This window comes from Streptomyces sp. NPDC031445 (assembly GCF_055581365.1).
Genome location: NZ_JBVIJO010000001.1, coordinates 73,507 through 93,999 on the forward strand (window position 1 = coordinate 73,507; position 20,493 = coordinate 93,999).

15 protein-coding genes are annotated in these 20,493 nt (G+C 71.6%); 11 read left to right on the forward strand and 4 right to left on the reverse strand.

Annotated features, from left to right (window positions below):
• The first annotated feature begins 433 nt into the window (after positions 1-433).
• Both nrdR and ACZ5DC_RS00315 read left to right on the forward strand, forming a co-directional pair.
• Complete coding sequence (nrdR, locus tag ACZ5DC_RS00310) at positions 434-985, forward strand: transcriptional regulator NrdR (RefSeq protein ID WP_468647841.1); 552 nt, start codon at positions 434-436, stop codon at positions 983-985.
• A gap of 165 nt (positions 986-1,150) precedes the next feature.
• A complete protein-coding gene (locus ACZ5DC_RS00315) occupies positions 1,151-4,045 on the forward strand; it encodes a vitamin B12-dependent ribonucleotide reductase (protein WP_468647843.1) in 2,895 nt (964 codons plus the stop codon).
• Between the two features lie 68 nt (positions 4,046-4,113).
• On the opposite strand, the gene ACZ5DC_RS00320 is transcribed toward ACZ5DC_RS00315, so the two are convergent.
• Positions 4,114-4,647: a TerD family protein gene (locus ACZ5DC_RS00320; RefSeq protein ID WP_468647845.1), complete on the reverse strand. Its 534-nt coding sequence runs from the start codon at positions 4,645-4,647 to the stop codon at positions 4,114-4,116.
• 155 nt (positions 4,648-4,802) lie between these two features.
• On the opposite strand from ACZ5DC_RS00320, the gene ACZ5DC_RS00325 reads away from it, so the two are divergent.
• The 3 genes from ACZ5DC_RS00325 (at position 4,803) to ACZ5DC_RS00335 (ending at position 7,123) form a co-directional block, all read left to right on the forward strand.
• Entirely contained in the window at positions 4,803-5,408 is a 606-nt protein-coding gene (locus tag ACZ5DC_RS00325) for a YdbC family protein (protein ID WP_468647847.1), read from the forward strand.
• Between the two features lie 137 nt (positions 5,409-5,545).
• On the forward strand, positions 5,546-6,205 hold the full coding sequence (locus ACZ5DC_RS00330; protein WP_366748370.1) for a histidine phosphatase family protein: 660 nt from the start codon (positions 5,546-5,548) through the stop codon (positions 6,203-6,205).
• 12 nt (positions 6,206-6,217) lie between these two features.
• The gene (locus ACZ5DC_RS00335; protein ID WP_468647850.1) at positions 6,218-7,123 is read left to right on the forward strand and encodes an ADP-ribosylglycohydrolase family protein; all 906 of its coding nucleotides are present in this window, start codon (positions 6,218-6,220) and stop codon (positions 7,121-7,123) included.
• Positions 7,124-7,489: 366 nt separating this feature from the next.
• On the opposite strand, the gene ACZ5DC_RS00340 is transcribed toward ACZ5DC_RS00335, so the two are convergent.
• Entirely contained in the window at positions 7,490-9,040 is a 1,551-nt protein-coding gene (locus ACZ5DC_RS00340) for an MFS transporter (RefSeq protein WP_468649875.1), read from the reverse strand.
• A 185-nt stretch (positions 9,041-9,225) separates the two neighbouring features.
• Here ACZ5DC_RS00340 and ACZ5DC_RS00345 point away from each other — a divergent pair, with 185 nt between their 5' ends.
• From ACZ5DC_RS00345 to ACZ5DC_RS00355, 3 genes are all read left to right on the forward strand, one after another.
• Positions 9,226-9,840 (forward strand): TetR/AcrR family transcriptional regulator, encoded by a 615-nt coding sequence (locus tag ACZ5DC_RS00345; protein WP_468647852.1) that lies wholly within the window; start codon positions 9,226-9,228, stop codon positions 9,838-9,840.
• A gap of 90 nt (positions 9,841-9,930) precedes the next feature.
• Positions 9,931-10,632, forward strand: a complete 702-nt coding sequence (locus ACZ5DC_RS00350; protein WP_468647854.1) for a ribonuclease HII — start codon at positions 9,931-9,933, stop codon at positions 10,630-10,632.
• Between the two features lie 68 nt (positions 10,633-10,700).
• Positions 10,701-11,333 (forward strand): hypothetical protein, encoded by a 633-nt coding sequence (locus ACZ5DC_RS00355; RefSeq protein WP_468647856.1) that lies wholly within the window; start codon positions 10,701-10,703, stop codon positions 11,331-11,333.
• Positions 11,334-11,865: 532 nt separating this feature from the next.
• On the opposite strand, the gene ACZ5DC_RS00360 is transcribed toward ACZ5DC_RS00355, so the two are convergent.
• Positions 11,866-12,486, reverse strand: a complete 621-nt coding sequence (locus tag ACZ5DC_RS00360; RefSeq protein WP_366748364.1) for a hypothetical protein — start codon at positions 12,484-12,486, stop codon at positions 11,866-11,868.
• A 393-nt stretch (positions 12,487-12,879) separates the two neighbouring features.
• A complete protein-coding gene (locus ACZ5DC_RS00365) occupies positions 12,880-15,045 on the reverse strand; it encodes a RecQ family ATP-dependent DNA helicase (protein WP_468647858.1) in 2,166 nt (721 codons plus the stop codon).
• A gap of 143 nt (positions 15,046-15,188) precedes the next feature.
• Here ACZ5DC_RS00365 and ACZ5DC_RS00370 point away from each other — a divergent pair, with 143 nt between their 5' ends.
• From ACZ5DC_RS00370 to ACZ5DC_RS00380, 3 genes are all read left to right on the forward strand, one after another.
• Positions 15,189-16,751, forward strand: a complete 1,563-nt coding sequence (locus ACZ5DC_RS00370) for a DUF4192 domain-containing protein (RefSeq protein WP_468647860.1) — start codon at positions 15,189-15,191, stop codon at positions 16,749-16,751.
• A gap of 860 nt (positions 16,752-17,611) precedes the next feature.
• Entirely contained in the window at positions 17,612-19,525 is a 1,914-nt protein-coding gene (locus ACZ5DC_RS00375; protein WP_468649877.1) for a glycogen debranching N-terminal domain-containing protein, read from the forward strand.
• A gap of 151 nt (positions 19,526-19,676) precedes the next feature.
• Positions 19,677-20,435 carry an NUDIX hydrolase gene (locus ACZ5DC_RS00380; protein ID WP_014675471.1) on the forward strand — a complete coding sequence of 253 codons (759 nt, stop codon included), beginning with the start codon at positions 19,677-19,679 and terminating at the stop codon, positions 20,433-20,435.
• The last annotated feature ends 58 nt before the right edge of the window (positions 20,436-20,493 follow it).

Genomic DNA, 20,493 nt, shown 5'->3' on the forward strand with positions numbered 1-20,493 from the left:
AACGCTTGGCGGACAAAAGCACCCATTGTTGTACTCTTCACCGCCGGGGTGCGGCGGCCTCGTGGGCCGGGCCCCAGTCTGCCATCCGGAATCCCGAGGTCCGGGAGCCGGGGGTCTTTCTGCGCGGGAGTGCCACGCCTCCTCCCTGTGGCGCCCACCGTATCCCCGCAAGCGTCGCGGGAACACTGCCCGCCGCCCGCGTGTCCCCGCCGGTCGCCGGCGGCGCTCGGGGCCGCCCTTCCGGCGCGACACGCGTGTCTGCCTCACTGTATGGGCCAATCCCTACATCTAGTGGTTGGATGGCTACCGCAGCCCAGAAGTTGTGGTCCCCCGGGTCCAAGACGCCTCGGCGATCGCCTATGCTTAGGGCTGCTTCGCGGGGCCTGTGGGTCCTGTGAGGCCGACGAGTCTGCTGTGAGGAGGGTTGGAGAACATGCACTGCCCCTTCTGCAGGCATCCCGACAGCCGTGTGGTCGACAGCCGTACGACCGACGACGGCACGTCCATCCGCAGGCGCCGCCAGTGCCCCGACTGCTCCCGTCGTTTCACGACCGTGGAGACGTGCTCGCTCATGGTGGTGAAGCGGTCCGGAGTCACCGAGCCCTTCAGTCGCACCAAGATCATCAATGGTGTGCGCAAGGCGTGCCAGGGACGGCCTGTCACCGAGGACGCGCTCGCCCAGCTCGGCCAGCGGGTCGAGGAGGCGGTGCGTGCGACCGGCAGCGCCGAGCTGACCACCCACGACGTGGGCCTGGCCATACTCGGCCCGTTGCAGGAGCTCGACCTCGTCGCCTATCTGCGGTTCGCCTCCGTCTACCGGGCGTTCGACTCGCTCGACGACTTCGAGGCCGCCATCGCGGAGCTGAGGGAGGCGACGGGAGGCCCCGCCGCGGACGGGGAAGACGCGGGAGCGGGGAGCCAGGAAGACGATCGCGGGCCCGGCGGGACCACTCAGGTCCCCGTGCCCGCGCGCGCCGCCGACTGACCGGAGGGCCGGAAACCGGGAGGAGACCCGGCTTCCGGCCGGGAGGCGGCGAACGAAGACCTGTTGCGGGCGGCAGCTGAGGGTGCCCGCGACGCACGACAGAAACACGTGCCCATCGGAACAAATGGGCACTTCAGGGCGTTTTTGCCCGTACAGGGAGGCGGCATGACAGAGACGGCGAGCGGTCCGGCACGAGGTTCCCGGGCCAAGGGCATCAAGGCCACCAAGGGACTGCGTATCGAGCGCATTCACACCACCCCCGGAGTGCACCCGTACGACGAGGTGTCGTGGGAGCGCCGTGACGTCGTCATGACCAACTGGCGCGACGGCTCGGTCAACTTCGAGCAGCGTGGCGTCGAGTTCCCCGACTTCTGGTCGGTGAACGCGGTCAACATCGTCACCAGCAAGTACTTCCGGGGAGCCGTCGGCACCCCGCAGCGCGAGACCAGCCTCAAGCAGCTGATCGACCGCATCGTGAAGACGTACCGGAAGGCCGGCGAGGACTACAAGTACTTCGCCTCGCCCGCCGACGCCGAGATCTTCGAGCACGAGCTGGCGTACGCCCTCCTGCACCAGATCTTCAGCTTCAACAGTCCCGTCTGGTTCAACGTCGGCACCCCGCAGCCCCAGCAGGTCTCCGCCTGCTTCATCCTGTCCGTCGACGACTCCATGGAGTCGATCCTCGACTGGTACAAGGAAGAGGGCATGATCTTCAAGGGCGGCTCCGGTGCCGGCCTGAACCTCTCCCGCATCCGCTCCTCCAAGGAGCTGCTCTCCTCCGGCGGCAACGCCTCCGGCCCGGTCTCCTTCATGCGCGGCGCCGACGCCTCCGCCGGCACCATCAAGTCCGGCGGTGCCACCCGCCGCGCCGCCAAGATGGTCGTGCTCGACGTCGACCACCCCGACATCGAGGACTTCATCGAGACCAAGGTCAAGGAGGAGGAGAAGATCCGCGTCCTGCGCGACGCGGGCTTCGACATGGACCTGGGCGGCGACGACATCACGTCCGTCCAGTACCAGAACGCCAACAACTCGGTCCGCGTGAACGACGAGTTCATGCAGGCGGTCGAGAACGGCGGCAAGTTCGGCCTGCGCGCCCGTATGACCGGTGAGGTCATCGAAGAGGTCGAGGCCAAGGCCCTGTTCCGCAAGATCGCCGAGGCCGCCTGGGCCTGCGCCGACCCGGGCATCCAGTACGACGACACCATCAACAACTGGCACACCTGCCCCGAGTCCGGCCGGATCACCGCGTCGAACCCGTGCAGCGAGTACATGCACCTGGACAACACGTCCTGCAACCTGGCCTCGCTGAACCTGATGAAGTTCCTGAAGGACGACGGCAAGGGCCACCAGTCCTTCGAGACCGAGCGCTTCCAGAAGGTCGTCGAGCTGGTCATCACCGCGATGGACATCTCGATCTGCTTCGCGGACTTCCCGACCCAGAAGATCGGCGAGAACACACGCGCGTTCCGCCAGCTCGGCATCGGCTACGCCAACCTCGGCGCCCTGCTGATGGCGACCGGCCACGCCTACGACTCCGACGGCGGCCGCGCCCTGGCCGGCGCCATCACCTCCCTGATGACGGGTACGGCCTACCGCCGCTCCGCCGAGCTGGCCGCGGTCGTCGGCACCTACGACGGCTACGCCCGCAACGCCGACGCCCACAACCGCGTCATGAAGCAGCACGCCGACGCCAACGGCACGGCCGGCCGCATGGACGACCTGGACACCCCGGTGTGGGCCGCCGCCACGGAGGCCTGGCAGGACGTCCTGCGTCTGGGCGAGAAGAACGGCTTCCGTAACTCCCAGGCGTCCGTCCTCGCGCCGACCGGCACCATCGGTCTCGCGATGTCCTGCGACACCACCGGTGTCGAGCCCGACCTGGCGCTGGTGAAGTTCAAGAAGCTGGTCGGCGGCGGCTCGATGCAGATCGTCAACGGCACCGTCCCGCAGGCCCTGCGCCGCCTGGGCTACCAGGAGGAGCAGATCGAGGCGATCGTCGCCCACATCGCCGAGCACGGCAACGTGATCGACGCCCCCGGCCTCAAGCACGAGCACTACGAGGTGTTCGACTGCGCCATGGGCGAGCGCGCCATCTCCCCGATGGGCCACGTCCGCATGATGGCCGCGATCCAGCCGTGGATCTCCGGCGCCATCTCCAAGACGGTCAACATGCCGGAGACGGCGACCGTCGAGGAGGTCGAGGAGATCTACTTCGAGGCCTGGAAGCTGGGCGTCAAGGCGCTCGCGATCTACCGCGACAACTGCAAGGTCGGCCAGCCGCTCTCCGCGAAGACCAAGGAGAAGGAGAAGGCCGAGGTCACCGAGAAGGCCGAGGAGACCATCCGGGCCGCGGTCGAGAAGGTCGTCGAGTACCGCCCGGTCCGCAAGCGCCTCCCGAAGGGGCGTCCCGGCATCACCACGTCCTTCACCGTCGGCGGCGCCGAGGGCTACATGACCGCCAACTCCTACCCGGACGACGGTCTCGGCGAGGTCTTCCTGAAGATGTCGAAGCAGGGCTCCACCCTCGCGGGCATGATGGACGCCTTCTCCATCGCCGTCTCCGTCGGTCTGCAGTACGGCGTGCCGCTGGAGACGTACGTCTCGAAGTTCACCAACATGCGCTTCGAGCCGGCCGGCATGACGGACGACCCGGACGTGCGGATGGCGCAGTCGATCGTCGACTACATCTTCCGTCGCCTGGCGCTGGACTTCCTGCCCTTCGAGACCCGCTCCGCGCTCGGCATCCACTCCGCCGAGGAGCGTCAGCGGCACCTGGAGACCGGTTCCTACGAGCAGTCCATCGACGACGACGAGGTCGACGTCGAGGGCCTGGCCCAGTCGGCCCCGCGCGCCCAGGAGCTGAAGGCGGTCGCCACGCCCAAGGCCGAGGCGGCCAAGCCCGCGCCGCGGCAGGCGCACACCAGCGCGGAGCTGGTGGAGATGCAGCTGGGCATCCAGGCCGACGCCCCGCTGTGCTTCTCCTGCGGTACGAAGATGCAGCGGGCCGGTTCCTGCTACATCTGCGAGGGCTGCGGCTCGACCAGCGGCTGCAGCTGATGACACGCCGTTCCTGAAGTAAGGGGCGCCGGCCCGGGCCGGCGCCCCTTACGCGTTAGGGTCGGCCCTCAGGACGACCGAGTCCTTCCCATGACCCGGGTGAAGTCGGCCGGGTCCTCGTCGAAGCCCCGTACACCGGGACGGAACGTCCACTCCTGCGTGTCGTCCCGGACGAACTCGGCGATCGTGGCGGCCGTCGACCCGAGGGCCGACGCGAATCCGTCCTCGGCGAGCACGGTGTACCCCTTACGGATGCGTATGGCGGGATTCAGCACCTGGGCGAACGTCTTGTGCCCGGGCCGCTGCTGGATGACGACACCCACCACCACGCGCGCGTAGTGGTCGCTGAGGCGGTCCAGCTCCAGCGTCATGACCTCGTCCCAGCCGAACCCCTTGCCGTCCGTGCTGTCGCGGTTGAGGAGGATCGTGCCGTCCGGCGAGCGGCTGTCGAAGTGCACCAGATAGGCGGGATCCCCGTACGGGGCGTCCGACAGGAACGTCGCGGCGACGATGTCGAGATCCGTCGGCGGCTGACCCGCGGGACTGGGGTCCCACTTGAGCGCGACCTCGACCTTGCGGATTCCCTTGCTGAAGCCGGTCACCAGGCCTTCCCTTCCCCCTGTGGCTCGCTCGACCCCAACTCCCCATCGGCCGGGGTTCCTTGCCGTCCATCGTCCCACGCGCGCGGGGGCGCGTGCGCAGGTGATCTCCGCCGGAGCGTGACCGGCGCCACGCCCGGTGGCCTTACGATGGCGCGGTGCTGGTCAAGTGGATTCGCTGCACCGTGGTGGACCGCCGGGGGTTCGAGCGGGGACAGCGAAAATGGGCGGGGCTTCCGGGGGAGCCGGGATTTCGGGGACAGGGCGGGGGCTGGAGCCGGCAGCGGGCGGGCGTGGCGCACATCTTCACCTTCTGGGAGAGCCGTGCCTTCTACGACTCCTTCATGGCCCGCTCCCACGACCGCCTGGCCGCCGCCCAGTCCGGCACGTTCAAGGACGCGCAGGTGAAGTTGTTCGAGTACCGCTTCGATGTGAAGACGGGCTTCGAACCGCGGTTCACCGACGCCGATCTGATCCGCGTGGCCCTGTGCCGGGTCCACGAGGAGCGCGTGGAGCACTTCACACTCATGCAGGAGAAGGTCTGGAATCCGGCGATGGCGGGTTCGCCCGGCATGATCCGCGGCATGTTCGCGGAGGCTCCCGAGCAGGAGTTCATGATCCTGTCGATGTGGCGATCGGCGGCCGAGCACGGGAAGTACCGCACGGAGCGTGTGGAACGCCTCGCCCTGCGTGCGCAGACCGAGGCGGACATCGCGGCGCTCTCCGGTGACATCGTGGACCTGGAGCCGTCCTGGACGGTCTGACCCGTCGGTACGGCGGACCAACGGGCTCCCGGGGCCGGCGTGCGGGGGAGCGGCTCCGGAGGCGGCACGGGTGTGACATACGCCGTACAGGCCCGTTTGAGTGCTCGACTCTCCGGAGTCCGAATTAGGGTTTTGGCATGGCACGACCACGGCGCATCGTCCTTGTCCGGCACGGCGAGTCCACGGGCAACGTCGACGACTCCGTGTACGAGCGCGAGCCCGACCACGCCCTCGCGCTGACCGAGCGGGGCTGGAGGCAGGCCGAGGAAACCGGCAAGCGGCTCCGCGAGGTCTTCGGCCGGGAGCGCGTGAGCGTGTACGTCTCCCCCTACCGCCGCACCCACGAGACGCTGCGCGCCTTCCACCTCGACCCCGACCTCATACGCGTCCGGGAGGAACCCAGACTGCGCGAGCAGGACTGGGGCAACTGGCAGGACCGCGACGACGTCCGCTTGCAGAAGGCCTACCGCGACGCGTACGGCCACTTCTTCTTCCGGTTCCCGCAGGGCGAGTCCGGCGCCGACGTGTACGACCGGGTCGGCGGCTTCCTGGAGAGCCTCTTCCGCAGCTTCGAGGCCCCCGACCACCCGCCGAACGTCCTCCTGGTGACGCACGGGCTGGCGATGCGGCTGTTCTGCATGCGCTGGTTCCACTGGACGGTCGCGGAGTTCGAGTCGCTGTCCAACCCCGGGAACGCCGAGATGCGGATGCTCGTTCTGGGAGAGGACGGCAAGTACACGCTCGACCGGCCCTTCGAGCGCTGGCGGAAACCGCTGCCGTACTGGGTGAACGGATAGGGTGGCAGGGCGATGACCGCTGACTCCTCTTCCTCCGTACGCCTGGAACGCGCCCTGGCGAGCTTGCGGGGACTGGCCGTGGGAGACGCGCTGGGCTCCCAGTTCTTCGTTCCCGTGAACCACCCCCTGCTGAAGCGCCGCGAGCTGCCCGCAGGCCCCTGGCAGTGGACGGACGACACCGAGATGGCCTGCTCGGTGGTCGCCGTTCTCGCCACCCACCACCGCATCGACCAGGACGCGCTCGCCCGCTCCTTCGCCGAGCACCACGACTTCGACCGTGGCTACGGCCCCGCGGTCAACCGGCTGCTGCGCCTCGTCCGGGAGGGCGAGGACTGGCGCCGGCTGGCCGCCGGGCTCTTCAACGGCCAGGGGTCGTGGGGCAACGGCGCGGCGATGCGGATCGCGCCTCTGGGCGCGTGGTACGCGGACGACCCCGAGCAGGCGACCCACCAGGCGGAGATCTCCGCCTACACCACGCACCAGCACCGGGAGGCCGTGGTCGGAGCCATGGCCGTGGCCGCGGCGGCAGCCATGGTGGGCTCGCCCGACGGCCCGCCCGCCCCGGAGGCACTGCTCGACGGCGTCATCGCACTCGTCCCCAAGAGCGCGGTCGGCCAGGGTCTGCGCCGCGCCCGCGACATGCTCGACTACGCCGACGCCGCCACCGTCGCCGCCGTCCTGGGCTGCGGGCGCCGCACGACGGCCCATGACACCGTTCCCTTCGCCCTGTGGTCCGCCGCGCGTTCCCTCGGTGACTACGCCTCGGCGTTCTGGACGACCGCGCAGGTCGGCGGGGACGTCGACACGACCTGCGCGATCGTGGGAGGCGTGCTGGCCGCGGGCAAGGCCGGGGCGCCGCCCGCGGAGTGGGCGCGGCACACCGAGGAACTGCCGGACTGGGTTCCCGCCGGAGGCTGACGGCTCCGCCCGGCGCCGACGGCCTGGCGGCCCTCGCCGGTTTCGTGACCGCTTTCGGAAACTCTGCGTGCGCACCGGGAACTGTGCGTGACCGCCGTCCGTTCTCCCGGTATCCGCCGTCCGCCGTCCGCCTCGTTCGTGGCCGGTTCGGCGGATGCCGTGACCGGGACGACGAGGGACGGAGGGTGGGAGATGGCGTTCGCCGTGCCGGTGCCGGTGCCTAAGGTGGCGCAGGCCCTGTCCTGCCTGGTCCTCGGCTTGTGCGGGGTGCTGGTGGCCGTGATGCGGCCGACCGGATCTTCGCGTCCGCCGTCGGTCCCCTGGCGACGATCCGGTCGGCCGCGGCACCGCGCGGCCCGGCCCGGATCAGCCGAGGTGCGGTCCCGCCGTCCCCGCGAGGGAGTCGAGGTCGCTCTTGCGGACCCTGAGCACCAGCCAAGCGGTGAGGAAGGCAAGCACGGCCATCGCCGCGGCCGGTATGAAGGCCGTGGAGATGCCGTGGGCGAGCACGTCGTGCCCCCAGGGCGCGGGCAGTCGGTGCGTCTTGGCAAACTCAGCCTTCTGCTCCGGCGAGGCGTCGGCGAGGAACTTCGGCAGTTGCTTCTCCGCCTCGTCGGTGCTGGCCGATCCGAAGACGGTCGTCAGGATGGACAGCCCGAGCGAACCGCCGACCTGCTGCATGGCGTTGAGGAGCCCGGAAGCCGCTCCCGCCTCGTGCGGGGCGACACCCGACACGGCGGTGACGGTGGCCGTCACGAAGTTCAGACCCATGCCGAAGCCGAACACCAGCATGGGGCCCAGCACCCCGCCCACGTACGTGCTCTCGGGCCGGATGAACGTCTGCCAGACCAGCCCGACGACCACCAACGCGGAACCGCCCATCATGAACGGCTTGGGGCCGAGCACCGGCAGGAGGCGCTGGGACAGGCCCGCCCCGACGGCGATCGCGGCGGTCACGGGAAGGAAAGCGAGGCCGGCCCTGATGGCGCTGTAGCCGAGCACGTTCTGCACGAACAGCACGATGTAGAAGAACATGCCGAACATCGCCGCGGCCAGGCTCAGCATGATCACGTACGTGCCCCAGCGGTTCCGGTCGGCGAACATCCTGAGCGGGGTGATCGGCTCCTTCGCCCGCATCTCGGTGAAGACGAAGGCGAACAGGAGGACCACGGCCGCGCCGAAGGAGCCCAGGGTGAGGCCGTCCCGCCAGCCGTTCTCGGCGGCACGTATGAACCCGTACACCAGCGACGCCATGCCGACCGTGGAGGTCAGCGCACCGGTGAGGTCGAAGCGTCCGGGGTGCCGCTCGGGCTCGTTGATGTACAGCGGTGCGAGCGAGGCGATCAGTACACCGATGGGCACGTTGACGAACAGCACCCACCGCCAGTCGAGCCAGTCGGTGAGCATGCCGCCCGCGAGCAGGCCGATGGCGCCACCGCCCGCGGAGACGGCGGCGAAGACTCCGAAGGCCCGGTTGCGTTCCGGGCCTTCGGGGAACGTCGTGGTGATCAACGCCAGCGACGTGGGCGAAGCGATCGCACCACCCACGCCCTGCAGGGCCCGTGCGGCCAGCAACTGCCAGGGTTCCTGGGACAGGCCTCCCAGCAGCGACGCGAAGGTGAACAGCAGGATGCCGGCCATGAACACCCTGCGGCGGCCGAGGATGTCGCCGGCTCGTGCGCCGAGCAGGAGCAGACCGCCGAACGTGAGCGTGTAGGCGCTGACCACCCACGTCAGGTCGGTGGTGCTGAACTTGAGGGCCTCTTGAATGTGCGGGAGTGCGATATTCACAATCGTCGCGTCGAGTACCACCATGAGTTGGCAAGTCGCGATGACGGTGAGTGCGATGCCGGGATGCCCCTCCCGGCGGGCCACGCCCGGTTTCTGATCGTCCTTGAGCAGCTGAGAGGTCGTCACCATGGGTCCCTCATAAAGACTCTAGTGAACGCTCGCGTTCACTTTCGAGTCCACGGTAGTGAGTCCTCGACAGTGAACGCAAGCGTTCACTCAATCGGGCGTCGCGTCCCGCGTCCCCCTGTTGCTGCGGCACGGCGCCCCTCCCCCCGGAACCCCCGCTTCCCTTGCATGTTGGAGAAACTCAGATGGTTACCTCGCGCTGGACGGCCGCCCCTGACCGGACGGCTTCCCCTCGTCGGCGCGGTGCGGTGCTGGAGCGAGCGATCCTGGACGCCACGTTGGAGCAGCTCAGCACGGTCGGCTGGAAGGGGCTGACCATGGAGGGCGTCGCGGCCGGCGCCCAGACCGGCAAGGCCGCGGTCTACCGTCGCTGGCCCTCCAAGGAGGATCTGGTGGCCGACGCCCTGGTGTCCGGACTGCCCCGGGTCGAGAAGGCCCCGGACCTCGGAAGCGTGCGCGAGGACCTGCTCACCCTGTGCCGGCAGGTGCGGCGGATCATGTACTCGCGGCCAGGGGTCGCACTGCGTTCGGTGATTCACGAGTGCGACCATGTGCAGGTGGAGCGCTTCGAGCGAGTGATCGTCGGCACCGTGGTCGAGCCGACCGTCAACCTGCTTCGAGAGGTCATCACCCGCGGAATAGAGCGAGGAGAAGTCCGCTCGGACGCGGCCAACGGGTACGTCTTCGACGCCATCCCGGCCATGATGATGTACCGGTCGAAGATGTGCGCCAGTGAATGGAGCGACCAGGATCTGGAAGAGATGATCGACCAGTTGATGCTCCCGCTGCTGCGGCCCTAAGAGACCTGACCCGCCGCGTCCGCACTCCCGGTGCCGGCCGGAAGACCGGGGTGTCGCAAGGCGATCCCGGCGGCGTACGCTAAGGGCGCCATGCCGTACGAACCACCTACTCACACCGTCGAGCGCTCCCTGCGCGCCACGACCGGAGCGAAGGTCATTGCCGGTGTCGACGAGGTGGGGCGCGGCGCCTGGGCCGGGCCCGTCACCGTCTGCGCGGCGATCACCGGACTCCGCCGCCCGCCCGAGGGGCTGACCGACTCCAAGCTGCTGACGGTCAAGCGCCGTACGGAACTCGCTCCGATCCTGCAGTCATGGGTGACGGCGTACGCACTGGGGCATGCTTCCCCGGAGGAGATCGACGACCTGGGGATGACGGCCGCGCTGCGGCTCGCCGCGGTCCGCGCTCTGGACGCGCTGCCGGTCCGCCCCGACGCCGTGATCCTCGACGGGAAGCACGACTACCTCGGCGACCCCTGGCAGGTGCGCACGGTGATCAAGGGCGATCAGTCGTGTGTGGCCGTCGCGGCGGCGTCGGTGATCGCCAAGGTTCAGCGCGACAAAATGATGGCCGAACTGGGTAGCGACCATGCAGACTTCGGATTCGCGGACAACGCCGGGTATCCGTCGCCCGTGCACAAGGCCGCACTGGAGGAGTGGGGGCCCACCCCGCACCACCGATTGTCGTGGGCGTATCTTGATGCGTTGCCCCAGTGGCGGCACCTCAAGAAGGTCCGCAGCTGGGCGGACGGAAGCGTTCCGGAAATCGAGGGTCAGCTCGTTCTCGATTTCTGACGGTTCCGATCGCACTGATGTGCCACCCGGTCATCCGCGCCGCACCAACGTTTGATAAATATCAGCTCATGCCTCTCATTCCCGAGGAGCCTCAGATTCACGAGAGTGCCCAGGGTCCCCGCGCCACGCCGGCCAGCGGCCGCACCGCGCCGACCCCCCGCCCCGTACCCGGCCCCCGTCCCGCGGCTCCGTCCCGCCCCGGTCGTCCCGGCCCTCTGCGGCCCACGCCGCCGGTGCAGCGCACGCCGCGTGACGTGGCTCCGGCCAAGCCTGGCCCCTCCGGCCCGGCCGCTCCCACCGCCACCGCGGCGAGCCCGCAGATCCAGCTGATCCCGGCTTCGGCCGAGGGCGCGCTCGACGCCGCCGAGGAGGCCGTGGACCTGCTCCTGGACTCGGGCCGCGCCCCCGGCGACGTGCTACTGATCACCACGGGTGCCCAGCACCCGTGGGCCGAGCACGAGCTGTCCTTCGGCGAGACGTCCTACTGGGCGCAGCATGACGCCGGTGACGACGTCTTCTACGCCGATGCCGCCGTCGCCTCCCGCGCCGCCACCCGCCCGGTGGTCGTCGTGGCCGTCAACGGAGGACCCGCCTCCGCCGCTGCCACCGCCCTCCCGCTGGCCCACTCCCGGGCCGGTGCCCTGCTGATCGTCTGCGGGGACCCGCAGCAGATCAACACGCTGCTGGGCGCCGGCGTCTGAGCCGCGTCCGGCACCCCGGGCCACCGGGGTGCCGAGGGGGCCGCTCCGGCGGAATCCGCACGGTGCGGCTTTTGGCGTGCACGCGTACGGGCGGCGACAGCCTTCGGAAGAGGCGTGCCGCACGGGCGCCCGGTGCCTGGGCCGAGGCCGGGGCGACCGCGCCGGGTTGCTCTCGGAGTTCGTCCTGCCAGAGTGGATCTTGCGTGTCCGGACCAGCTCGTGAGCCCGCGTGTGTCCTCGCTGCCCCTCGCGAGGACGACGGTTCGGCTCGGGCACCAGGGTTCGGTCCGGGCATCACGACGCGGCTCGGGCATCGCGCGCTGGTGCCGACTACCGGTTGGTCACGTTCGGTCGGCCACGCGTTCGTGCCCTCCGGCTGGCCGTCGGTTCGTGCGGCCCGGTCGCTCCCGACGTGCGGGCGGCCCGGTCGGTCGCGGCGATCGGGCACTCCGGCCGTCGTACCGGCCGTGGCGTTCATGGCCCCGGTCGGCGGCACGAACCGTCATGCCGCCGGCGGCACCACCAGGCCGGCTCAGCGAGCCGCAGCCCGGCGCAGCACCTCGGAGACCGGGCCACCGGTGCGCGGTACGAGCGGCGGAGCCTCCGCCGTGGCGAAGGGCTCGGGAGCCGAGTGCGCGTTGGGCCGGCGTCCGCCGCGCCCCTCACCGAGCACCTGCCAGCCGTCATGCGTCAGCGTGATGTACGCCCCGCAGCGCAGCCCGTGCAGCGTGCAGGCATCGCGCAGTCCCCACATCCACGCGCCGTCCTCCTCGGTCCAACGCGCGTCGCCCTCGCGGCAGTAGAGCAGGACAGCCGTGCGCACCGGGGTGCGGCGGCGGAGGTCGTGCGGAATCACCCGGCGCAGTTGGGCCAGCAGCGTGTTGCGGAACATCCAGCCGTCGGCGGCAGCCGGACGGCGCGTGAACGAGGCGCTGGCCCGCAGCCGTTCGTCCGGGTCGAGAACCGCCACGATCGCCGTGAGCGGCTTCGGGTGATGGCGGGTGTGCAGTCCGCTGACGACCTCACGGGGGTTGCGCAGCAGGGGGATTCCGGCAGCGGCCCATTCGGCCGGCTCGAGCAGGCGACTGGCGGAAGCGGCGGACGTGGACGTCGACAACGAGGCCGCCGAGGACGAGGCGAATCCGAAGGTCACGTTCCTCCCTTCGGCTACGCGCCCATACTGCGGGCGAGGTCGGATTCGGGGGAGCGCGCACCGCAGCGGAGCCCAACCGGATCACGGACGAGCCGTGCGGGGAGCGGACCTCAATTCTTCCTGTCGAACTTGGCTGCGGCAACGAGCAATTGGCACCGCCGACTGTTATCTGGTGGTGCGTGGCTTATATCCCTACCCAAAGGTTCGGCTGACGACGCCTGAGGTGCCCGATCACCGCCTGCCGGGTCACCGTGCGTAGCTGCGCGGTCATCCCGGAGCCGCGCAGCCCTGTGGCCACACGCAGCTCAGCCCGGCCAGGCGAGGACGGGCGGCGGCACGCCGGTCATCCTCGGAGCACCCTTGAGCGGCAAGGAGCGGTCCACGGCACGTCTGTCAGCCCTGCACGGCGAGGACCAGCGGCAGCACTCCGCGCGCCCCGGACTTCCGCAGCAGGCGTGTCGCGACAGCGAGCGTCCAGCCCGTCTCCGTGAAGTCGTCCACCAGCAGCACGGGACCATTCGCCTCGGCGAGCGCCGACGCCAGCTCGGGCGGCACCGTCAACGCGCCGTCGAGCATCTTCAGCCGCTGCGCGCTGTTGCTGCGTGGCGAGCGGGGAGCGTCCCCGGCGTACTCCACCGAGCCGAGCAGGGGCAGTCTGCCGACTTCGGCGATCCGGGCGCCCAGGGACTGGATCAGCCGGGGCCGGCTGCGCGAGGCCACGGTGACGACGCCCACCGGCCGGGGCGGGGCGTCGGACGCGCCGGAGGCCCAGCCGCCGGGACCCCGGGCCCAGTCGGCAAGGACGTCCACCACGGCTCGCGCCACGTCGTCGGGCACGGCGGCGTCCGGCGTCTGGGGCGCGAGCAGCGGACGCAGGCGGTTGCCCCAGCCGATGTCCGACAGGCGCCCCAGCGCGCGCCCGGGCGAGGCCTGCTCCCCGGCCGGGATGCGTCCCTTGAGGTCGATGCCGATGGCCGGCAGGCCGGTCGGCCACATGCGACGGGGCTCCACTTCCACTCCGGCGCGGCCCAGGTCGCTCCGCGCGGCGTCGAGGGCCGCCGGGGACAGACCGGAGGTGAAGCGCGGTCCGGCGCAGTTGTCGCAGCGGCCGCAGGGTTTGGCGCCCTCGTCGTCCAGCTGGCGCTGCAGGAACTCCATCCGGCACCCGGTGGTGGTCGCGTACTCGCGCATCGCCTGCTGTTCGGCCGCGCGCTGCCGGGCCACCCACGCGTAACGGTCGGAGTCGTAGGACCACGGCTGCCCGGTCGCGATCCAGCCGCCCTTGACGCGGCGCACCGCTCCGTCCACGTCGAGGACCTTCAGCATGGTCTCCAGGCGTGAACGCCGCAGCTCCACGAGCGGTTCCAGGGCGGGCAGCGACAGGGGCCCGTCGGCCCGGGCCAGGACGTCCAGGGTGCGCCGGACCAGATCCTCGGAGGGGAAGGCCAGCGAGGCGAAGTACTGCCAGATCGCCTCGTCCTCCTTGCCGGGCAGCAGCAGCACCTCCGCGTGGTCGACACCACGGCCGGCCCTGCCGACCTGCTGGTAATAGGCGATGGGGGAGGAGGGCGAGCCGAGATGGACCACGAAGCCGAGATCCGGTTTGTCGAAGCCCATGCCGAGCGCGGAGGTGGCGACCAGGGCCTTCACACGGTTGGCGAGCAGGTCGTCCTCGGCCTGCTGACGTTCGGCGTTCTCCGTCTTGCCCGTGTACGAGGCGACGGCGTGCCCGCGCTGCCGCAGGAAGGCGGTGACCTCCTCGGCGGCGGCCACGGTCAGCGTGTACACGATGCCGGAGCCCGGCAGGTCGTCGAGATGGTCGGCGAGCCAGGCCATCCGGTGCGCGGCGTCCGGGAGCCGCAGCACGCCGAGGCTCAGACTCTCCCGGTCCAGCGGCCCGCGCAGGACCAGCGCGTCGGAAGCGCCCCCCGTACCGAGCTGCTCGGCGACGTCCGCTGTCACTCGCGCGTTGGCCGTGGCGGTGGTGGCCAGTACGGGAACCCCGGGCGGGAGGTCGGCGAGCATGGTGCGCAGCCGGCGGTAGTCGGGACGGAAATCATGGCCCCAGTCGGAGATGCAGTGGGCCTCGTCCACGACGAGCAGGCCGGTGGCCGCGGACAGCTTGGGCAGGACCTGGTCCCGGAAGTCCGGGTTGTTCAGCCGCTCCGGCGAGACGAGCAACACGTCGACGTCGCCCGCCGCGATCTCGGCCTGGACGGCGTCCCACTCCTCGGTGTTGGCGGAGTTGATGGTCCGGGCGTGGATACCGGCCCGGCCGGCCGCGTCCACCTGGTTCCGCATGAGCGCGAGCAGCGGGGAGACGATCACCGTGGGCCCGCTTCCTGCGGCCCGCAGCAGCGAGGTCGCCACGAAGTACACCGCGGACTTGCCCCATCCCGTGCGCTGCACGACCAGGGCCCGGCGCCGGTCCGCGACCAGTGCCTCGATCGCCCGCCACTGGTCCTCGCGCAGCCGGGCCGTGCCCGTGGCGTCCCCGACGAGCCGGGCGAGGACGGCGTCCGCCCGTGCCCGGAGTTCCGCGTTGCTCGTGTGCTCCATGCGTCCCATACAACAGGACGGGACCGACAAACGGGCGGGCACGGGCCGAGGCTGTGGACAACGCGGCACCGCGTTGTCGTGTCCCTGATTCGACTTATCCACAGGCTCAACCGGAATCTCGAGATCCGCGAGATCGTCGCCGCATGACGAATCACAGCGAAGCCACCGGATCCTTCGAAAGCGACGACATCCCGGCACAGGAGCCGCCGACCGGACCGGCCGACCACGCCACGCAGGTCACGCTGCGTACCCCGGCCGAGCTGGCCGACGCCCTGCCCTACCTCCTCGGCTACCGCCCGGAGGACAGCATGGTGCTCGTCGCCCTGCACGACCACGCGGGCCGCCGCGGCAGGTTCGGCGGCCGGGCCCGGCTCGGCATCCCCGCGGCCGAGGAGGACTGGGAGGCCGCCGCCCGGCAACTGGCCCGCGGTCTGGTCACCGGCAGCGAGCGGCGCGGCTCCCGGCCCGAGCGGATGGTGGCCTACGTCTGCCAGGAACCGGGTCCGGGAGAGTCCGGCCGGGACGTCAAACGACGGCTGGAGAGGCTGGCCCACCTGATGCGGACCGAATGCGGCAACCTCGACGTGCCGGTCATCGAGGCCCTGTGCATCTCCGACGGCCGTTTCTGGTCGTACTGCTGCCCGGTCGAGGGCTGCTGCCCCGAGGACGGCTCGCCGATGGGCCTCCCCGGCACGTCGGTACTCGCCGCGGCGGCCACCTACGCCGGCATCCAGGTGCGCGGCACCCTGCGGGAACTGCGCGCCAGGTTGCAGCCGTGGGAGACCGGCGCGGCGCTGGAACAGGAGATCGCCCTGGACGCCGCCGGCATGAGCCTGGTGCCCCGCATCCTGGACGAGACGGCCCGTCAGGAGGTGGCCGAGGAAACCCTGGACCTTGCCGAGCGGATCATTCGCCGCTACGGCACCGCGGCCCCGGTCTCCGGCACCCATCCGGCGGACGCGCGCGACGACAACCTCCTCGCGGACGACGAGGCGGCCACCCTGATCCTCGGGCTCCAGGACCGTACGACCCGCGACAGGGCCGCAGCCTGGATGGAAGGGGCCGAGGCCGGGCCGGCGCTCCGGCTCTGGCGCGCCCTGGCCCGCCGCTGCGTGGGGCCCTACGGCGAGCACGCCGCCGCACCGCTGACCCTCGCGGGCTGGGTCGCCTGGTCCATGGGAGATGAACTGGAGGCGCGGGAAGCGCTGGCCATGGCCCTGGCCGCCGATCCCGACTACCTCTTCGCCCGCCTGCTGCACCAGGCCTGCAACGAAGGTCTCGACCCGGAGGCGGTCCGCCGCTGCCTGCGCGCGGACGGCGCACGGCGCACAACGGCGGGGACCACGGAACGAACGGACCCGGCACCCCAGACCGCTCTCACCGACCCCCCGCAGGCCCCGGCCCCGGCACCCGCCCCCGGCATCCAGGCGGACGACCGGAGCACCGAGCCCGGCTCCCGGACGGGCAGGCAACGACGGCGCCGGGTGCGCAGCGCGGACGGCGACGACGGCCGTCAGACGGCGCACGCGAAGGGAGGCCGACGCAGGCCGGCCGACACCCGCCCCCGGGCGTCCGCCACCGAGTCCTCCGGGCCCGGCACCCGCGGCCCGGTCAGCACGCGCACGCGTGGGGCGGATCCAGGCGACGCCACGACCGGTGGCGCCCGGTCGGACACCGGGCGTCCGCAGCCAGAGGAGAACGGATGAGCGCCGGCGAGTGTCAGGCGCCGCCCCGCACAGGAACGACCCCCGAGCCACCGGGCCTGAGTGGAGGCACCTCCGGACACGCCGGGCGCGCACAGTCGGCGAGGCGCCCAGGCCGATCGGCACCGGGTGCCCTGACGGTCGCCCTCCGCTGGCCGGTCGTGCCACCGCCGGGTGTCCGGGTGACCGGCTCTCGCTGGCCGGTCGTGCCACCGCCGCGTGTCCGGATGCCTGCCTCTCGCCGACCGGTCCCGCCATCACCGGGTGCTCGGACGCCCACCCTCCGCCAGCTGGTCATGCCACTCCCGGGCGCCCAGCCGTTCACTCCTAGCCGACCGGTCCAGCCGCCAACCCCGGGCCGACAGGTCCCCCCACCACCAAGCGGCCTGACACCCGCCCTCCGCCACCCCGCCAGGCCACCATCGGTCGGCTTCACGGGGGCGAGCCGTGACCCGGAGGAGTCCGCTGCCGTTCACCTGGGTGGCGGAAAGCCTCGACGGGCCCAGCCGCCGTACCTCCCCTGTCCTCCGGGGCGGCCCACCGGCCGCCCAGCACGCCCGAGGCACACCGAGCGCAGAAGAAGCCAGCCCATGCACCAGCAGCCGACTCCGCCCTCCGCCGCCGGCGAACGTCCGCCCCGGAGCAGGTCCGAGCCGTTGACGGACGTCACAGGCCCCACACCGAAGGCAGCCGGGTTTCGACCGACCTCACGTGCGGACGCCCGTCCCTTCGCCCCGGCCACCCAGGGCAGCCCCCTGCCGGCCGTCATGGCCCGGTCCCGGGGACCCGCCGCGGCCGCGCCGCCCCGCACACCTCCGGTCAGCCGCCCGGTGCCGGAGTTGCCGCCCACGCACACCGCCCTGATGTGCGTGGCCCTGCCCGGCCTCGCCGTCTCCGGTGAGTCGGGACAGTTGGCCGGACGGGGACTGGACGGGTTCTACCGGGGCGGCAGGCGGCTGCTGTCCCGGTGCCAGGTCCGCGTGGCCGGACGTGAACCGCTGCCGGTGCGGGCCTGGATGACCGGAGCCGACGGCGCCCGCTTCGTGGGGACGCTGCGCACTGCCGCGGCCGCCGGCCCCGACCCCGACGTCGTCGTGGAACGGACCCGCCATGCCGACGGAACCGAACGGATCACCTTGCGCAGCGCGGCCCCGCGTCCGCTGCGCCTGCCCGTCGAGGTCGCCCTCGGCACCGACCTGGCGGACCTCGCCGCCATCGCCGCCGGGACGGCCGGCCCCGAACTCCCGGCCAGTGTCCACGACTCGGGTCTGCGCTGGGCCAAGGACGACGCCGCCGCCTGCGTCACCCCGGACCCGCCGCCCGCCGACGCCCTGGCATCGGCCGGACTGCTGCGCTGGGAGCTGGAACTCGCACCGGGCGGGACGGCGACCGTGGAACTGCGGGTACGGCCCGAGGGCACCGGCCCCCTGCGGGCCGCGGGACACGCCGCCGGCCCTCTTGCCCCCGCCCGGGCGACCGGCGACGACCACCGAGTGGGCCCGCTGCTGCACTCGGCCGTCGCCGATCTGCGGGCACTGCTCCTGCGGGATCCCGCGCACCCCGCCGACACCTACCTCGCGGCGGGCGCCCCCTGGCGCTGCGGAATGGCCCCGGCCGAAGCGCTCACCGCCGCCCGCATGGCGCTGCCCCTGGGTACCCGGCTCGCCGCGGGCACCCTGCGCGCCCTGGCCCGTACCCAGCTCAAGGGTCCGGGCCCGCGGACCGGCATGATCCCCGGTCCCCGTCGCGACGCCGGCCCGCATCTCCCACCGAGTTGCACCGGAACGGAGGCCACACTGCTCTTCCCCGTCCTGCTGGCCGAGGCCCGCCGCTGGGGGCTGCCCGATCAGGAGACACGGCACCTGCTCCCTGCGGCCGAGCGCTGCCTGACCTGGCTGCGGACCACCGTGCGCGACGGCACGTACCTCCGCGACCCCCATCCCGCCGGACCGGCCCGCTGTGAGACCCAGGCCCATGCGCACCGTGCCGCCCTGCTCGGTGCCGACCTTCTCGACGCCTACGGCAGACCGGGCGCCACGGAATTGTGCCAGTGGGCCCGGACGCTGCGGTCGGCCTTCCGGGCCGACTTCTGGCTGGAGGACCGCGGCGGCGGACGTCCGGCCATGGCCCTGACAGCGGATGGCCGGCCCGTGCCCCACCTGGCCGCCACCACCGTCCACCTCCTCGACACCGGACTGCTCGGCGGCGGCATACTGGCCCCGGGCCTGCTCGACAAGGTGCACACCGCACACCTCGCCCGGCTGCTCGGTGCCCCCGCCATGGACGCGGGCTGGGGACTGCGCGGCCTCGGCGCCAAGGAGGCGGGCCACAATCCGTTCGGTCACCGGACCGGAGCCGTGCGCGTCCAGGAGACGGCACTCGCGGTCGCCGGGCTCGCGGCGGCCGGATATGAGAAGGAAGCGGCCGGACTGCTGAACGGGCTGCTGGACGCGGCGGAACACTTCGGTCACCGCCTGCCCGAGATGTTCGCCGGCGAACAGCGCTCCGCCGGCACCGCGCCCCTTCCGCACCCCGCCGCCTGCCGTCCGGCCGCCACCGCAGCGGCCTCCGTGGTCCTGCTGCTCACCGCTCTCGCCGGCATCCGACCCGACGCCCCCGCCCGCACGGTGACCCTGCGCCCCGTCCGCTCCGCCCCGCTCGGCGAAGTCGGACTCCACGGCCTCCGCGTCGCGGGGGCCCCTTTCGCCGTACGGATCAGCCGCCTGGGGCTGGCCATGGTGGAGGAGGCGGCGGACGGCCTGCAACTGGGAGCGTGACACCGGTGAACTGGCCGTGACCTCGTACGACAGCGCTGCTTGGACGGACGGAGAAGCGGTTCGGCGCCCCGTACGGGAGAGAAGCGGAATCACCCCCCGTTCGACTGGCGAAGGGAGTGTTTATCGTCAGGCAGACGACTATGATCGCGGCATGCCCTACGACCCGTCAGCCTTTCCGCCCTTCGCCGTCACCGTGGATCTGGTCGTGCTGACCGTGCGTCGCCATTCCCTGTGCGCGCTGGCGGTACGCAGGGGCGAGCCCCCGTTCCAGGGGCGCTGGGCGCTGCCCGGCGGCTTCGTACGGGCCGACGAGGATCTGTCCCAGGCGGCGGCCCGCGAGCTGGCCGAGGAGACCGGGCTGTGCGCCCACGATCCCTCGGTCCCGGCCCAGGACAACGGAGCCCACCTGGAGCAGCTCGCCACCTACGGTGATCCCAAGCGGGACCCGCGCATGCGTGTGGTCAGCGTCGCGCACCTCGCGCTCGCGCCCGACCTGCCCGCGCCACGCGCCGGCGGCGACGCCAGCAACGCGCGCTGGGCCCCGGTCGAGGAACTGCTCCAGCAGGGCGGCTACGGCCGCGACGGTGAACCTGTGGCACCGCTCGCCTTCGACCACGCGCAGATCCTCGCCGACGGAGTGGAACGCGCCCGCTCCAAGATCGAGTACTCGTCGCTGGCCACCGCCTTCTGCCCGCCCGAGTTCACCGTCGGAGAGCTGCGCCGGGTGTACGAGGCGGTGTGGGGTGTGGCCCTCGACCCGCGCAACTTCCACCGCAAGGTCACCGGAACACCCGGGTTCCTCGTCCCCACCGGGGGTACGACCACGCGCCAGGGCGGCAGGCCGGCCCAGCTCTTCCGAGCCGGCGGTGCCACGTTGCTCAACCCGCCGATGCTGCGCCCCGAGGTGTGAGACCACAGGGCGCGGTCCCGGCTGGACGCCCGGCGCACCGGGCTGCCGTACCGGGCCC

Excerpts from the sequence above, each read along its gene's own strand:
- ACZ5DC_RS00380 (WP_014675471.1), top strand. The coding sequence starts at position 19,677 with ATGCCCTACGACCCGTCAGCCTTTCCGCCCTTCGCCGTCACCGTGGAT.
- ACZ5DC_RS00370 (WP_468647860.1), top strand. The coding sequence starts at position 15,189 with ATGACGAATCACAGCGAAGCCACCGGATCCTTCGAAAGCGACGACATC.
- ACZ5DC_RS00330 (WP_366748370.1), top strand. The coding sequence starts at position 5,546 with ATGGCACGACCACGGCGCATCGTCCTTGTCCGGCACGGCGAGTCCACG.
- ACZ5DC_RS00365 (WP_468647858.1), bottom strand. The coding sequence starts at position 15,045 with ATGGAGCACACGAGCAACGCGGAACTCCGGGCACGGGCGGACGCCGTC.
- ACZ5DC_RS00335 (WP_468647850.1), top strand. The coding sequence starts at position 6,218 with ATGACCGCTGACTCCTCTTCCTCCGTACGCCTGGAACGCGCCCTGGCG.
- ACZ5DC_RS00315 (WP_468647843.1), top strand. The coding sequence starts at position 1,151 with ATGACAGAGACGGCGAGCGGTCCGGCACGAGGTTCCCGGGCCAAGGGC.
- nrdR (WP_468647841.1), top strand. The coding sequence starts at position 434 with ATGCACTGCCCCTTCTGCAGGCATCCCGACAGCCGTGTGGTCGACAGC.
- ACZ5DC_RS00350 (WP_468647854.1), top strand. The coding sequence starts at position 9,931 with ATGCCGTACGAACCACCTACTCACACCGTCGAGCGCTCCCTGCGCGCC.
- ACZ5DC_RS00355 (WP_468647856.1), top strand. The coding sequence starts at position 10,701 with ATGCCTCTCATTCCCGAGGAGCCTCAGATTCACGAGAGTGCCCAGGGT.
- ACZ5DC_RS00345 (WP_468647852.1), top strand. The coding sequence starts at position 9,226 with ATGGTTACCTCGCGCTGGACGGCCGCCCCTGACCGGACGGCTTCCCCT.
- ACZ5DC_RS00375 (WP_468649877.1), top strand. The coding sequence starts at position 17,612 with ATGTGCGTGGCCCTGCCCGGCCTCGCCGTCTCCGGTGAGTCGGGACAG.